Source organism: Hymenobacter mucosus, assembly GCF_900188255.1.
GTDB lineage: Bacteria > Bacteroidota > Bacteroidia > Cytophagales > Hymenobacteraceae > Hymenobacter > Hymenobacter mucosus.
The window spans coordinates 127,364-141,099 of the sequence record NZ_FZNS01000008.1; the positions used below are offsets into that span (position 1 = coordinate 127,364).

The 13,736-nt window shown below is 56.0% G+C and carries 11 protein-coding genes; all 11 read left to right on the forward strand.

All coding sequences use genetic code 11. From position 1 onward, the window contains the following. Positions 1-190 precede the first annotated feature (190 nt). The 11 genes from mraZ to CHB83_RS17645 all read left to right on the forward strand — a co-directional run bounded on the left by mraZ (position 191) and on the right by CHB83_RS17645 (position 13,714). Complete coding sequence (mraZ, locus tag CHB83_RS17595) at positions 191-667, forward strand: division/cell wall cluster transcriptional repressor MraZ (RefSeq protein WP_089333567.1); 477 nt, start codon at positions 191-193, stop codon at positions 665-667. Continuing rightward, the gene (rsmH, locus tag CHB83_RS17600) at positions 664-1,605 is read left to right on the forward strand and encodes a 16S rRNA (cytosine(1402)-N(4))-methyltransferase RsmH (protein WP_089333568.1); all 942 of its coding nucleotides are present in this window, start codon (positions 664-666) and stop codon (positions 1,603-1,605) included. The genes mraZ and rsmH overlap by 4 nt, the downstream gene beginning before the upstream one ends. A 102-nt stretch (positions 1,606-1,707) precedes the next feature. Continuing rightward, entirely contained in the window at positions 1,708-2,445 is a 738-nt protein-coding gene (locus CHB83_RS23860) for an FtsL-like putative cell division protein (protein WP_072144721.1), read from the forward strand. Next, complete coding sequence (locus CHB83_RS17610) at positions 2,429-4,705, forward strand: penicillin-binding protein (protein ID WP_089333569.1); 2,277 nt, start codon at positions 2,429-2,431, stop codon at positions 4,703-4,705. Before CHB83_RS23860 ends, CHB83_RS17610 begins: the two co-directional genes overlap by 17 nt. 106 nt (positions 4,706-4,811) lie before the next feature. Further along, entirely contained in the window at positions 4,812-6,287 is a 1,476-nt protein-coding gene (locus tag CHB83_RS17615; protein ID WP_089333570.1) for a UDP-N-acetylmuramoyl-L-alanyl-D-glutamate--2,6-diaminopimelate ligase, read from the forward strand. A 155-nt stretch (positions 6,288-6,442) separates the two neighbouring features. Continuing rightward, the gene (mraY, locus tag CHB83_RS17620) at positions 6,443-7,663 is read left to right on the forward strand and encodes a phospho-N-acetylmuramoyl-pentapeptide-transferase (protein WP_045689106.1); all 1,221 of its coding nucleotides are present in this window, start codon (positions 6,443-6,445) and stop codon (positions 7,661-7,663) included. Between the two features lie 41 nt (positions 7,664-7,704). After that, the gene (gene murD / locus CHB83_RS17625; protein WP_089333571.1) at positions 7,705-9,090 is read left to right on the forward strand and encodes a UDP-N-acetylmuramoyl-L-alanine--D-glutamate ligase; all 1,386 of its coding nucleotides are present in this window, start codon (positions 7,705-7,707) and stop codon (positions 9,088-9,090) included. A 54-nt stretch (positions 9,091-9,144) separates the two neighbouring features. Then, a complete protein-coding gene (locus CHB83_RS17630; protein WP_089333572.1) occupies positions 9,145-10,320 on the forward strand; it encodes an FtsW/RodA/SpoVE family cell cycle protein in 1,176 nt (391 codons plus the stop codon). 64 nt (positions 10,321-10,384) lie between these two features. After that, positions 10,385-11,485 carry an undecaprenyldiphospho-muramoylpentapeptide beta-N-acetylglucosaminyltransferase gene (gene murG / locus CHB83_RS17635; RefSeq protein WP_089333573.1) on the forward strand — a complete coding sequence of 367 codons (1,101 nt, stop codon included), beginning with the start codon at positions 10,385-10,387 and terminating at the stop codon, positions 11,483-11,485. 29 nt (positions 11,486-11,514) lie between these two features. After that, a complete protein-coding gene (gene murC / locus CHB83_RS17640; protein ID WP_089333574.1) occupies positions 11,515-12,966 on the forward strand; it encodes a UDP-N-acetylmuramate--L-alanine ligase in 1,452 nt (483 codons plus the stop codon). After that, positions 12,950-13,714, forward strand: coding sequence for a cell division protein FtsQ/DivIB (locus tag CHB83_RS17645; RefSeq protein WP_045689110.1), 765 nt, complete (start codon positions 12,950-12,952; stop codon positions 13,712-13,714). The genes murC and CHB83_RS17645 overlap by 17 nt, the downstream gene beginning before the upstream one ends. Positions 13,715-13,736 lie beyond the last annotated feature (22 nt).

Here is a 13,736-nt window from a genome sequence, read left to right on the forward strand (position 1 = left end):
GACATTCTGTCAAGGGTGGATGGTAAGCTATTCGCGTTCCGCGCTATTCGATTTGGCTACCCAGCAAAAAGGGCATTTATGCATTGCTAGTGGCCTTTTTAGTTGGTGGTAGAAAATGGTAAAAGGTGGTTGCCTTTTCCTAGTGGTTCCGTACTTTTGCTATAACCCGCTTCTATGACTACTCCTGCCCATGTCCTTGCTCCTCTCCGGCGAATACGAGTGCAAGCTCGACCCCAAGGGTCGGCTGGTGCTGCCGGCTAAGGTAAAGGGCAATCTGCCGGAAGCGTCCGGCAATCAATTGGTACTGGTGCGAGGATTTGAACCCTGCTTGGTACTGTACCCGCGGGCAGCGTGGCGCGTGATTCACGAAAAGGTGATGGCGCTGGATGAGTTCAACGAAGAGTACCGGCAATTTCAGCGCAATTTCTTCCGGGGAATGACGGAAGTGGAGCTAGACACCATTGGGCGGTTTATGCTGCCGGGTTCCATGCGCCGCTATGCCGGCATTGAGAAGGAAGCCATTATTGTGGGCCTTGGCAACCGCTGCGAAGTCTGGGACCCTGCCCGCTACGATGACTTCCTCATCAAAGACCAGCAAAGCTTCTCGAAGCTGGCTCAAAAATTTCTTACCACCGACAACGGCCTTGGCGGCCCCCTGGCCGCATGAGCACTACCTTGCCCGACTACCAGAACGATACTGCATACCACCGCCCCGTGATGCTGCGCGAGTGCCTAGAAGGCCTCGACTTGCAGCCTGGTGGCCGCTACGTTGATGTGACCTTTGGGGGCGGCGGCCACTCGGCTCGAATTCTTGAGCGCCTGACCACCGGCCATCTCTACAGCTTCGACCAGGACGCCGATGCTGAACAGGAAGCCCAGAAGCTGGCCCGCCCGCAGTTCACATTTATTCGCAGCAACTTCCGCGACTTGTACACCGCCTTGCAGCAGCGCGGCGCCCTGCCCGTTGATGGTCTGCTGGCAGACTTAGGAGTGTCTTCGCATCAGTTTGACACGCCCGAGCGAGGCTTCAGCACCCGCTTCGATGGCCCTCTGGATATGCGCATGAACGCGGAGGATGGCGACACATCGGCTTCTGACATCATCAACGAATACTCCGAAGCCGACCTGCACCGCATCTTCGGCATGTACGGGGAAGTAACTAATGCTCGGACCTTGGCCGCTACCGTGGTGGCGGCCCGGCGTGGTCAAACCATTTCAACCATTGCAGGGCTCAAAAAGGCTATTGCTTCGGTGACGCCCCGCGGTAAGGAAAACAAATACCTCGCTCAAGTATTTCAGGCGTTGCGCATCGAAGCTAACGACGAGATGACCGCCCTCCAGGAAATGCTAACCCAAACGGCCCAGGTGCTACGCCCCGGCGGTCGGCTGGTGGTGATGAGCTACCACTCCTTGGAAGACCGATTGGTGAAAAACTTTATTGCCAAGGGTAAATTCTTTGGCGAAGTAGAAAAGGACCTCTTTGGCCGCACCAATGTGCCCTTTGATGCCCTGACCCGCAAGCCAGTAGAAGCATCTGACGAAGAAGTGGCCCTCAACCCGCGGGCCCGAAGTGCTAAGTTGCGGATAGCGGTAAAAAATGAATAAAAACAATGGGCTACGAATAACTGCGTTTTGCACTGCAAACCGTCGGAGAGCTAAGCTAATCACCTTGTCTCTTCAGCCATAGCCCCCGAATAACTGACTCCAGTGGCTACCAATACGATCAGACCCGTCGCCAGCCAGCCTCGTACCAATGCGCCCCGCGCCGTGGTGCCTGAACCGGTACGTGCGCCCGAGCCGAAACCGGAGCCCACTCCCGCGTCGGCGCCCAAGCCACCCCGCACCCCTAGGCCCGCGGCCCAAAAGCGGGCTACATGGAGCGTATTTACGCTGCTAGAGCGCATTACGCGCGTTGATGGTCTATTTCGGGAAGGGCTACCGGTGCGCTACCTGCCCCACTTGCTGTTCATCATGTTCCTGACGCTGGTGTACATCGGTAACACGCACTACGCCACACGCATGAACCGCAGCATCCAGAAGCTAAAGCTGGAAACAGAAGATCTTCGCGCCGATTATACCACCCTTTCCTCCGATTATATGGAAGCCAGCAAGCAAAGCGAAGTAGCGCGCAAGGTGGCCGCTTATGGGTTAGTGGAAAGCTCCTCGCCTCCGTTTCGCATTACGGTGCCCGCTGGCCGCATCGATGAAGCTCGGCTCGAAGAAGTGCCATTGCTGACGGCGGACTCCGTAGCCGCTATGTCGGCCCGCGCCAAGGCCGACTCCATTCGTCGCGCTTCTGAGCGCGTGTTGTCCGATGACGACAGCGTAGCGGAAGCCGCGCCGCCTATGCCCATCGGGGTTGACGTGAACGGCAACCCGGTGCCCTCCAGTGAATCTTCATCTTCCAATCGTTCTGCCCATCGCCGCAATGAAAGGAAACGTTAAAAAAAGTATTGTCACCCGCATTCGGCTGGCGTTTTTGGGCGTCAGCCTGTTTTCGTGCGCCATTGTGTGGAAGGTCACCCAAATTCAATTTGCCCAGGGAGAACAGTGGCGTGCCCTGGAGCAAGAGCGGCGTGTAGTATACCAACCCGTGTTTGCCACCCGCGGCAACATATTCGCCTCCGATGGCCGCAGCATTATGGCTACTTCGCTGCCTTTCTACCGGGTAGCTTGGGACCCCAGCGTGGTAGATAGCCATCTGTTTGACCGCAAGGTAGACTCCCTGGCACACCTGCTCTCTAACTTCTTCCAGGACAGAACTCCAGGGGAGTATCGGCGTCGGCTGGTGAATGCTAAGAAATCCAAGACGCCGGTGCGCTACCTGCGCCTGAACTCCCGGCAGATTAACTTCCAAGAAAAAAAGGAGCTAGCTCAGTGGCCTATCTTCCGGGAAGGCAAGAACAAGGGCGGAGTGATTTTTGAAAAGGTAGACAAACGCTTCCGGCCTTTTGGCGGGCTGGCGCAGCGTACCATTGGTTTTATCAATGAAGACAAGAACGGTGCGGGGCTAGAATTCACCTTTAACCGCCACTTGGCCGGCAAAGACGGAGAAGCCCTGTTCGAGCGAGTACCCGGCGGCAACAAGCCTATTTATGATGGTACAGAAGTAAAGCCTCAACCGGGCTATGACATCAAAACCACGCTTGATATCAATCTGCAAGACGTGGCCGAAAATGCCCTTTACAAATCCTTGGTAGATAACGATGCCCAGTATGGCTGCGTGATTCTCATGGAGGTGAAGACCGGCGAAATTAAGGCGGTGGCTAACTTGGGTAAAGTAGCTGATGGCGTGTACCGTGAAGACTACAATTACGCCATTGCCGACCAGGGCCGTACTGAGCCGGGCTCTACGTTTAAGCTGGCTTCATTGATGGCTGTGTTTGAGGAAAACCACGACCTAGACCTCACCGATACCGTGAACACCGGCAACACGGGTTCCATGCGAATTGGGGGAGCCGTAAAGACCGATACCCATGCCAACGGCCGCATCTCCATCAAGCAGGTGTTCGAGAAGTCGTCTAACATTGGAGTAGCCGTGCTCGTGGACCGACAGTTTAGCCGCAACCCCGATAGGTACACGGACTACCTAAAGCGCTTTGGCCTTGATAAGCCTCTCGGCTTCCAGATGGCCGGCGAAGCGCGCCCCTACATCAAAGACCCTCAGGATCGTAGCTGGAGCCGTACTTCCTTGACTACCATGTGCATTGGCTATGAACTGAAGCTGGCGCCCCTCCAAACTTTAGCGTTTTATAATGCTGTAGCCAACAACGGGGTGAAGGTGCAGCCCATGATTGTAAAGGAAATTAAGCAGGCCGACAACGTGCTGGAACACTTTGAGCCTCAGGTACTCAACCCCAAAATCTGCTCTGACGAGACTTTGGAGAAGGTGCGCTCCATGATGGAAGGCGTAGTAAGCGAAGGTACGGCCCGGGGCATCCGCTCCAACGACTACCTTATTGCTGGCAAAACGGGTACGGCTTGGAAATTCAAAAATGGCGCGTACACAAAGATGTATTCCACCAGCTTCTGCGGCTACTTTCCCGCCGACCAACCCAAGTACAGCTGCATCGTGGTAGTTGACTCGCCTAAGCGCGGCGGCTGGTCGGGGGCGGAAGTAGCAGCTCCCGTATTTAAGGAAGTGGCCGACAAAGCCATGGCGCGCGACGCCGCCAGCCTGCGGCCTTTGCTGGCTCGGGCTCCCAAGGCCAGGTCGCGGGTGCCGCAGGTGCAGGCCGGCATGCAGGACGAACTGTCACTGGTATTTACCCAACTAGGGGTTGGCCACGAAGGAGCCACCGAGGGCGATGACTGGGTGCGCACCGCATCTGGCGCGGAAGCGGAAAAGCTGTCCTTGAAGCCGTTGGCAGTGCGCCCTGGGCGTGTCCCCAATGTGCAGGGCCTAACACTGCGTGACGCTTTGTTTTTGCTAGAGAATCGGGGCCTGCGAGTGCGTTCTTTCGGAACTGGCCGAGTGAAAACGCAGTCCGTAGCCGCTGGCTCGGCAGTACGGCGCGGAGCTACGGTACTACTGCAACTAGAACCCATTGGCGGGCGGGCAACTGCTCCGGTCCCTGCTGCGCCGCCCACGCCCGGCATGGCTACGATGGCTGATAGCCACGGCCCGCGTACCACATCGGCCAGCGCCACGGCTACGGCATCGCATGGGGGAAAGACCCAGTCGGGAGCAATGACAAAGCACTAGTAAACTCCGTCGTTTCCCGAAGAAGATAATTCTTGCCGCCCATACGGTAATTGCAACACAAAAACGCGAAGGCTAGCCCCGCCTTCCTTATCGCCCCACCCTACCCTTGAATCAAGCTACTGCTCTTTCCGCTCTCCTCGCTCCTGTAGTTGTGCTAGCCCAGCATGGCGCTACAGATGTTTCTGTTAGTGGCCTCACGCTAGACTCGCGCCAGGCTGGACCTGGCACCGTGTTCTTTGCGTTGCGCGGCACCGCTACCGATGGTCACCAGTTTATTCCGAAAGCAGTAGAGCAGGGGGCCGCGGTAATAATAGCCGAGGAGTTGCCGGCCGACCTGGCCTCTACTACTATCTACGTGCAGGTAGCCGACAGCGCGGAGGCAATGGCCCGCATGGCCGCCGAGTTCTACGGACATCCTTCGCGGAAGCTACAGTTGGTGGGTGTGACGGGTACTAACGGCAAGACCACCTGCGCTACTATGCTGCACAAGCTCTTCCGGGAGCTAGGCTACCACTGTGGCCTGCTGAGCACGGTGCAAAACCAAATCGACGAGCAGGTAATTCCAGCTACGCATACTACCCCCGACGCCATCCGTCTGAACGAGTTACTAGCTCGCATGCTAAAGGCTGGGTGCACCCATGTGTTCATGGAAGTTAGCTCCCACGCCGTAGTGCAGCACCGCATTACGGGGTTGCAGTTTGCGGGCGGTATCTTCACCAACCTTACGCACGACCACCTCGATTACCACGGGACCTTCGATGCCTACCTCAAGGCCAAGAAGGGGTTCTTCGACATGCTGCCTAAAACGGCCTTTGCCCTCACGAATGCCGACGATAAGCCCGGTCCGGTGATGCTGCAGAATGTGGTAGGCCGCCGCGAATCCTACTCGTTGCGGGGAACGGCGACGTTTCGGGGCAAGCTGCTAGAAAATGCTGTGCACGGCTTACACCTGGAGGTTGACGGTCAGGAAGTGCAGTTTCGTCTTATCGGAGTATTCAATGCCTACAACTTGCTGGCTATTTATGGCGCGGCGGTACTGCTAGGGGAAGATTCGACGGAAGTGCTCACAGTACTATCGGGCCTGACATCAGCACCTGGTCGGTTCGAGCCGGTAGTATCTTCTAAAGTGCGCATCACCGGCATTGTAGACTATGCGCACACGCCTGATGCGCTGGAAAACGTGCTTCAAACCATTGCTGACATTCGCCAGCCTAGTCAGCAGGTAATTACGGTGGTGGGCTGCGGGGGCAACCGCGACGGGGCCAAACGCCCCATTATGGCGCGCTTGGCCGCCCAGCTCTCCAACCGCGCCGTGCTGACGTCCGACAACCCCCGCTTTGAAGATCCCAACGATATTCTAACCCAAATGCAAGGCGGTGTGCCCGTCGAGGACTTGGGGAAAGTGCTGACCATTGCCGACCGACGCGAAGCCATCAAGACGGCCGTAGCCCTAGCCCAGCCCGGCGACATTGTACTGGTAGCAGGTAAGGGCCACGAAACCTATCAGGAAGTAAAAGGCGTGCGGGCCGAGTTCGACGACAAGCAGGTGCTAACAGAAATGTTTGATCTACTTGGGAAATAACAGCTCCAAAACAGTCTGCCCAAGGCGCTGGCTACCGTGCGATAGGTCTTGGATAGGCTAAAATCAGCACAAACACAACCTTTGACCCCAACCCAAAAAACGAAACCTTTGCAGTTTGGAATGCCGCTGAAACCCAACTGCTGAACCTCGCGCCCATGTTGTATTACCTCTTCAATTACCTCTACAAAGTGCATCACCTGCCGGGCGCGGGTGTATTTCAATACATTTCGTTTCGGGCAGCGTTGGCCGTAGTTACTTCGCTCATTATTGCCCAGTTCTTTGGAGCGCCGCTTATTCGGGCCCTTCAGCGCCAGCAGATTGGAGAAACTATTCGTGACCTGGGCTTACAAGGCCAGAATGAAAAAAAAGGCACACCTACAATGGGTGGGCTTATCATTCTGCTGGCCATCTTGGTGCCGGTGCTGCTGTTTGCTAAGCTCGACAACATCTACATCGTGCTCATGCTGCTCAGCACCGTGTGGCTGGGGCTAATTGGCTTCGTGGACGACTATATTAAAGTAGTAAAGAAAGACAAAGAAGGCTTGGCCGGTCGCTTTAAAGTGTTGGGCCAGGTAGGGTTAGGCGTGACGGTGGGGTGGGTGCTGTTCTTTTCCAACGACGTGACCGTACGCCAGTATGCCTTAGCTAATGGCTCGTTCTCGGCCGTGGATGCCAGCGGCATCTACCAAGATGTGAAGCTGATGATTACGACGGTGCCCTTCCTCAAGAACAATGAGCTGAACTACGGCGACCTGTTTGCTACGGCTGGCGACTTTTTCAATGAGTACTACGCCTTCTTCTACATTCCCATCGTCATCCTGATTATCACCGCGGTGAGCAACGGTGCCAACATCACCGATGGCCTTGATGGCTTAGCGGCAGGTACTTCAGCCATTATTGGCATCACGCTGGCTATCTTCTGCTTCGTGAGTGGTAACGCCCTGTTGGCCGACTACCTCGACGTAATGTTCATTCCGAACTCTGGGGAACTGGTAATCTTCTGCACTGCCTTCGTGGGAGCTTGTGTGGGCTTTCTGTGGTATAACTCCTATCCCGCCCAAGTCTTTATGGGTGATACGGGCTCCCTCGCAATCGGCGGTATCATTGCCGTGCTAGCCATTATCGTGCGCAAGGAGCTGCTGATTCCAGTGCTGTGCGGCGTGTTTCTGATTGAGAACCTCTCGGTGATGGTGCAGGTAAGCTGGTTTAAGTACACCAAGCGCAAGTATGGGGAAGGCCGCCGTTTGCTCCGCATGTCGCCCCTGCACCACCACTACCAGAAGCTGGGCTACCACGAGTCTAAAATCGTGTCGCGCTTCTGGATTGTGAGCATTATGCTCGCCGTACTGACGCTGGTAACCTTGAAACTACGCTAATGAAAGTTCTCGCTGCGGCGAGGATTGCAATCTGAACATCTATGCACATTGTCGTACTAGGAGCTGCAGAAAGTGGGGTAGGGGCAGCGCTGCTTGCGCAGGCCAAAGGGCACACCGTGTTTGTGTCAGACAAAAGCCCTATTCAGGAAGTGTACAAGCAGAAGCTGACGGCGGCTGGGATTCCTTTCGAGGAAAACCAGCACACGCTGGACCAAATCCTGCGCGCCGATGAAGTAGTAAAAAGCCCGGGTATCCCGGAAAAGGCTTCCATTATTCAGGCACTGCGCGAACAAGACACGCCCATCATTTCAGAGATTGAGCTGGCTGGGCGCTACACGCGGGCCCGGTGCATTTGCATCACGGGTACCAACGGCAAGACCACAACTACCCTGCTTACCTACCATTTGCTGAAGAAAGCAGGTCTGAAGGTAGGACTAGCTGGCAACGTGGGCTATAGCTTGGCGGAGCAGGTTATTGAGGATGTCTTCGACTACTACGTGGTAGAGCTGAGTTCCTTTCAATTAGACGACACGTATACTTTTCAGGCTTGGGTATCTGTCCTACTGAACATCACTCCTGACCACCTCGACCGGTACAACTACTCCATGGCGGAGTATGCGCAGGCCAAGTTGCGGATAGTGCGCAACCAGGACAGTAGCGGCTACTTTGTGTACAACGCCGACGACGAGAATATCCAGCAGCACTTCAAGGCCGCCCTGCGCCCTGTGCGGCAGATGCCATTTAGCCTGCACAAGCGCCCTGATTATCACTTGGCGGGCTACTACATGGAGGAAGACCGGTTGTGCATTGATATGCTGCCGGGTTTCTACAGCGCAACCGAAGAAATTAGTACCACGGCATCACCACTGATTGGGCAACACAACCGGCAAAATACCCTTGCCGCAGTGCTTTGCGCCCGCATTGCCGGGATTTCGGGTGCGGAAATAGAAAAGCACCTGGCAAGCTTCCGAAACGCGAGCCATCGGCTCCAAGTAGCAGGCGAGTTGAACGGTGCCCGCTTCATCAATGACAGCAAAGCCACCAACGTAGAGGCGGCCTGGTACGCCCTCGATGGCATTGACCGCCCGATTATCTGGATTGCCGGGGGCACCGATAAGGGAAATGATTACTCCACGCTGCTGCCGCTGGCGGCTACCCGCGTGAAGGCCCTGATCTGTCTGGGAGTAAACAACGAGAAGCTGACGGCCACCTTTGGGCCGGTGGTGCCGCATGTAGAAGAAACCCGCAGCATGACCGACGCTGTGCAGCGCGCCGCCGCTCTGGCGGCTCCCGGCGATGTAGTGCTACTGTCCCCAGCCTGCGCTTCTTTTGACCTATTTAGGAACTACGAAGACCGGGGCCACCAATTTATGGCGGCTGTGGCAGCACTCACCGACGACCAAACAAACGCGGAAGCCAACGAGTAGCGGGCCGGCCCTGGTCGGTTGCGCGCGTACTTTACCACTTCATCACTTCACCACATGGAACCCATCACCAACTGGCTGCGGCAGAACCTGAAGGGCGACCCTATTCTGTGGGGCATCGTGCTGCTATTCTCGTTTATCTCCATTGCGGTCGTGTACTCCTCCACTGGTACGCTGGCCTACAAGAAGGGCAATTACAACGAGTACTATTTGCTCAAGCACACCGGGCTCATCTTTGTGGGCTTGTTCTTTATGTGGCTGGCACATCGCATCGACTACCGCTATTACTCCCGCTTGTCGCTCTACGCCCTGCTGGCCTCGGTACCACTGCTGATTTTCACCTTCGTGATGGGTTCGAACATCAACGAAGCTTCGCGCTGGCTTACCATTCCGGTTATCAACCAAACCTTCCAGCCTTCGGACTTAGCCAAGCTGGCCCTGATTTCTCACCTAGCTTCCATGTTGAGCCGTCGTCAGCAGCACGTCGACGACTTTAAGACCACGCTACTGCCGGTAATGCTATGGGTAGGGGTTATCTGCGGGTTGATTATTCTTTCCAACGCTTCCACGGCGTTGCTGCTATTTGCTACCTGCCTGCTCCTTATGTTTATTGGGCGGGTGCCGCTCAAGCAGATGGCCGTAATGGTAGCCATTGGGGTGCTAGTAGGAGGCGTGGGCTTGGTAGCCGGTCAGCGCTACAAGACGGTAATTTCTCGTATCGAGAACTTCACGGATCCTACTAAACCAGTGCCCTTCCAACTAGAACACGCGTACATAGCGGAGGCTACCGGTGGCATCTTTGGCAAGGGGCCCGGTAAGAGCACGGAGCGTAACATCATGCCCCACCCATATTCTGACTTCATCTATGCCATCATTATTGAGGAATATGGCTTGTTTGGTGGAGTAATAGTGCTGTTCCTCTACCTCGCCTTCCTGTACCGGGGGCTGAAGACCGTAATGAACAGCTACGGCGCCTTTGGGGGGCTGCTTTCTGCGGGGCTGAGCTTTAGTCTTGTACTACAGGCCATGGTGAACATGGGGGTAGCTGTAGGTCTGGGCCCCATTACGGGCTTGCCTTTGCCCTTGCTGAGTATGGGCGGTACGTCCCTCATTTTCACTGGTATCAGCATTGGTATCATCCTATCTGTAAGCCGCGGCGAGCGGGAGATTCGCCCTATGGTGGGTGAGCCGGAGGATACGATTCGCATACCACGAGTATCCCAATACGCCTAAGCTGGCCCGGAGGCAGCTAAGCGCTCAGGCACTTATCTGCTTTCTGCCAATCACCATTTAACACATGAAAGTAATCATCAGTGGCGGCGGCACAGGCGGACATATTTTCCCGGCAGTGGCCATTGCCAACGAGCTACGACGTCGTCAGCCCGATGCTGAAATACTCTTTGTGGGCGCCAACGGCCGCATGGAGATGACGCGCGTGCCCGAGGCGGGCTACCAGATTGTAGGCCTCGATATTGCGGGCCTGCAACGCCGCCTCACGCCGGATAACCTGCTGTTCCCTATAAAAGTGATGCGCGCCGTACGAAAGGCGGGCAAGCTGATTGAAGACTTCCGGCCCGACGCAATAGTAGGGGTGGGGGGCTACGCTTCGGCGCCCGTACTGCTGGCGGGCACGTCGCGCGGTATTCCCTCCCTGATTCAGGAGCAGAACTCCTACGCCGGCCTCGTGAACAAGCTGCTGGCCCGCCGAGTCCAGCGTATTTGCGTGGCATACGATGGGATGGAGCAATTTTTTCCGGCGGATAAGCTGGTGCTGACCGGTAATCCTGTTCGTATGGAAATAGCCGATGGGCAGCGTGCTGAGGCGCTTTCCTTCTTCGGACTGGATGCCCGCCGCCCGGTGCTGCTCGTCATTGGTGGCAGTCTAGGCGCTCGTACACTCAACCAAGCTACTGCGGCGGCTCTGCCACGCTTGCGCGATGCAGGGGTGCAACTGCTTTGGCAGACGGGTAAGGTATATTACCCAGAGGCGCAGCAACAGGCGGCTCCTTTCGCGGCTTACAATCTCAATGCCCTGGAGTTTGTTGGCCGAATGGATCTTGCCTATGCCGCCGCCGACGTAGTAGTAAGCCGCGCCGGAGCCCTATCGGTTTCGGAATTATGCCTCACAGGTAAACCAAGTATCCTAGTGCCGTCGCCCAACGTTGCGGAAGACCACCAAACAAAGAATGCGCTGGCCCTGGTGCGCCAGGACGCGGCGCTGCTGGTGACGGATGCTGAGGCAGCTACCACTCTGTACGACGAAGCATTACGGTTGCTAGCTACTCCATCTCAGCAGCAAAAGCTTGCCGCCAACATCCGGCAACTGGCTCGCCCGCAAGCCACAACCACTATCGTGGATGAGCTGTTACGCTTGGTTGGTACTCCCGTTAACTCCTGATTTTCTACTTCTCCTTTTCACCTGATCCAATGTCCAGCCCAAGCCCCGTAGCCTCTTTTCCCCACGTCTTTTTTCTGGGTATAGGCGGCATTGGAATGTCGGCGCTGGCGCGCTGGTTCCAAGCCAATGGTCACTCGGTAAGTGGGTACGACAAAACTGTTACGCCACTCACCGAAGCGCTAACGGCTGAGGGTATTGCGGTGCACTACGCTGACGCGGTAGAGAATATCCCCGCCGCAGTGCGCGAGCATCGCAGCCAGACGTTGGTGGTACTCACGCCCGCTATTCCCAAGGATCATCAGGAATGGGCTTGGTTGCGCGAGCAAGGGTATGACATTCGTAAGCGGAGCCAAGTACTAGGACTGCTCACGCAAGGACGTCCCACTATTGCCGTTGCCGGCACCCATGGCAAGACGACCACTAGTAGCATGGTAGCGCACCTGCTTCACCACGCAGGCGTGCCTAGTGCCGCATTCCTCGGCGGTATCTCCGTGAACCTAGGTTCTAACTTGCTACTACCGCCTCCCGGCTCACCCGCCGATACTACCCCCGTAGTGGTGGAAGCTGATGAGTACGACCGTAGCTTCCTTACCCTGCACCCAACGGTAGCCATCGTGACGAGCACCGATGCCGACCATCTGGATATCTATGGCAACAAGGACGCACTGGTAGAATCATTCCGGCAATTTGTAGGACAGATTCAACCCGGCGGCACGCTAATTATCAACCATACGGCCGACCCCAGCGTGGCCCAGGCAGCGCCCACGGGTGTGCGTGTCATTCGCTACGGGCTTTCGCCGGAGGAGGGGCCAGAGTTATATGCTGATAGTATAACTGCCCAGGGGCATCAGTTTGGTTTTGCACTGCATGGCCCGCAAGGCACCGTGGAGGAGTTAGCGCTTGCTGTACCGGGCTACCACAACGTGGAGAATATGCTGGCGGCAGCCTGTGTTGCGCAGCTTTATGGCCTCACGCCCGCGCAGCTGCGCATAGCGGTAGCGGCCTACCGTGGCGTAAAGCGGCGCTTTGAGTTCATTCTGACGACGGGCTCGGCCATGGCCCCAAAAATTTATGTGGACGATTATGCCCACCACCCACGCGAAATAGAAGCCTTTCTTCGTTCCCTGCGGGCCCTCTACCCGGGTCGTCGGCTGCGCGTGATTTTTCAGCCTCACTTGTTCTCCCGCACCCGCGACTTTGCTCCCGGATTCGCTGAAAGTCTGAGCCTTGCTGATGAAGTAGTGCTGATGGAAATTTACCCAGCCCGGGAGCTCCCTATGCCCGGGGTAACATCTGAATTAATTTTGTCCCAAATAACGGCACCACAAAAATCGGTGCAAACACGGGAAGAAATTTTGCAGAATGCCGAAATCGACCCGAATTTTGACGTACTAGCCACTGTTGGGGCTGGAGACGTCGATCAACTTGTGCCTAGATTAAAGAATATTTTGAACATTCGTTGGAATGGAGCTCAAGCGTAAAGCCAACCACTTGCTGTTTGCAACGGGGTGCCTTGCCTTACTGGTAGGGCTAACCTTGTTTGCCGGTATACGGCAGGCTCATCGGCCAGTGGGAGGAGTGATTGTGCGCATTAGCAACGAGTTCAACAACTTCTTTATCAGTGAGCGGGAAGTAACCAACCTGCTCACCCGCCACGGAGAAGACCGCCTAGAGGGAGCGGACCCTGCTGATCTTAACTTGAAAGCCTTGGAAGCTCGACTGAAGGCGCACAGCTTCGTGAAAGATGCGCAGGTGTACCGCGACCTAGCCGGTAACCTGCATGCTGATGTTCGGCAAAACCGTCCCATCGCTCGTCTCGTACACGCAGATTCCCGCCAAGACTTCTACCTCGATGCTGCGGGCGAAAAGCTACCACTATCACCGCTGTTTACGGCCCGGGTAGTGCCGGTAGCTCGATTAGGAGGCCAGCCGCTATCGGCCGGGTTCTTCCGTGACAGCACAGGACAGCGCTACCTGGAATTTCTGCGTTATATTGATGAGAAACCGTTCTGGCGCGCGCAAGTGGCCGAAGTTTTCATCGGTTCTAACGGCAAGCTATCCTTCACTCAACAGGTCGGTGACCAGCGAGTAGAATTTGGCTTTCCTGAGAATATTTCGGAGAAATTTGCGAAACTGATGGTATTTTACCGTCAAATTCCTCCGGTTCTGGGCTGGGACACGTACCACCGCGTCAACGTCGAGTTCAAGGACCAAATCATCTGCGAATAAGATTATCTTTCTAAAACGCCTA

Bases quoted from the DNA above. Each gene is read 5' to 3' on its own strand.
- mraZ (WP_089333567.1), top strand. From the start codon at position 191: ATGTCCTTGCTCCTCTCCGGCGAATACGAGTGCAAGCTCGACCCCAAG.
- rsmH (WP_089333568.1), top strand. From the start codon at position 664: ATGAGCACTACCTTGCCCGACTACCAGAACGATACTGCATACCACCGC.
- CHB83_RS17610 (WP_089333569.1), top strand. From the start codon at position 2,429: ATGAAAGGAAACGTTAAAAAAAGTATTGTCACCCGCATTCGGCTGGCG.
- mraY (WP_045689106.1), top strand. From the start codon at position 6,443: ATGTTGTATTACCTCTTCAATTACCTCTACAAAGTGCATCACCTGCCG.
- murD (WP_089333571.1), top strand. From the start codon at position 7,705: ATGCACATTGTCGTACTAGGAGCTGCAGAAAGTGGGGTAGGGGCAGCG.
- CHB83_RS17630 (WP_089333572.1), top strand. From the start codon at position 9,145: ATGGAACCCATCACCAACTGGCTGCGGCAGAACCTGAAGGGCGACCCT.
- murG (WP_089333573.1), top strand. From the start codon at position 10,385: ATGAAAGTAATCATCAGTGGCGGCGGCACAGGCGGACATATTTTCCCG.
- murC (WP_089333574.1), top strand. From the start codon at position 11,515: ATGTCCAGCCCAAGCCCCGTAGCCTCTTTTCCCCACGTCTTTTTTCTG.
- CHB83_RS17645 (WP_045689110.1), top strand. From the start codon at position 12,950: ATGGAGCTCAAGCGTAAAGCCAACCACTTGCTGTTTGCAACGGGGTGC.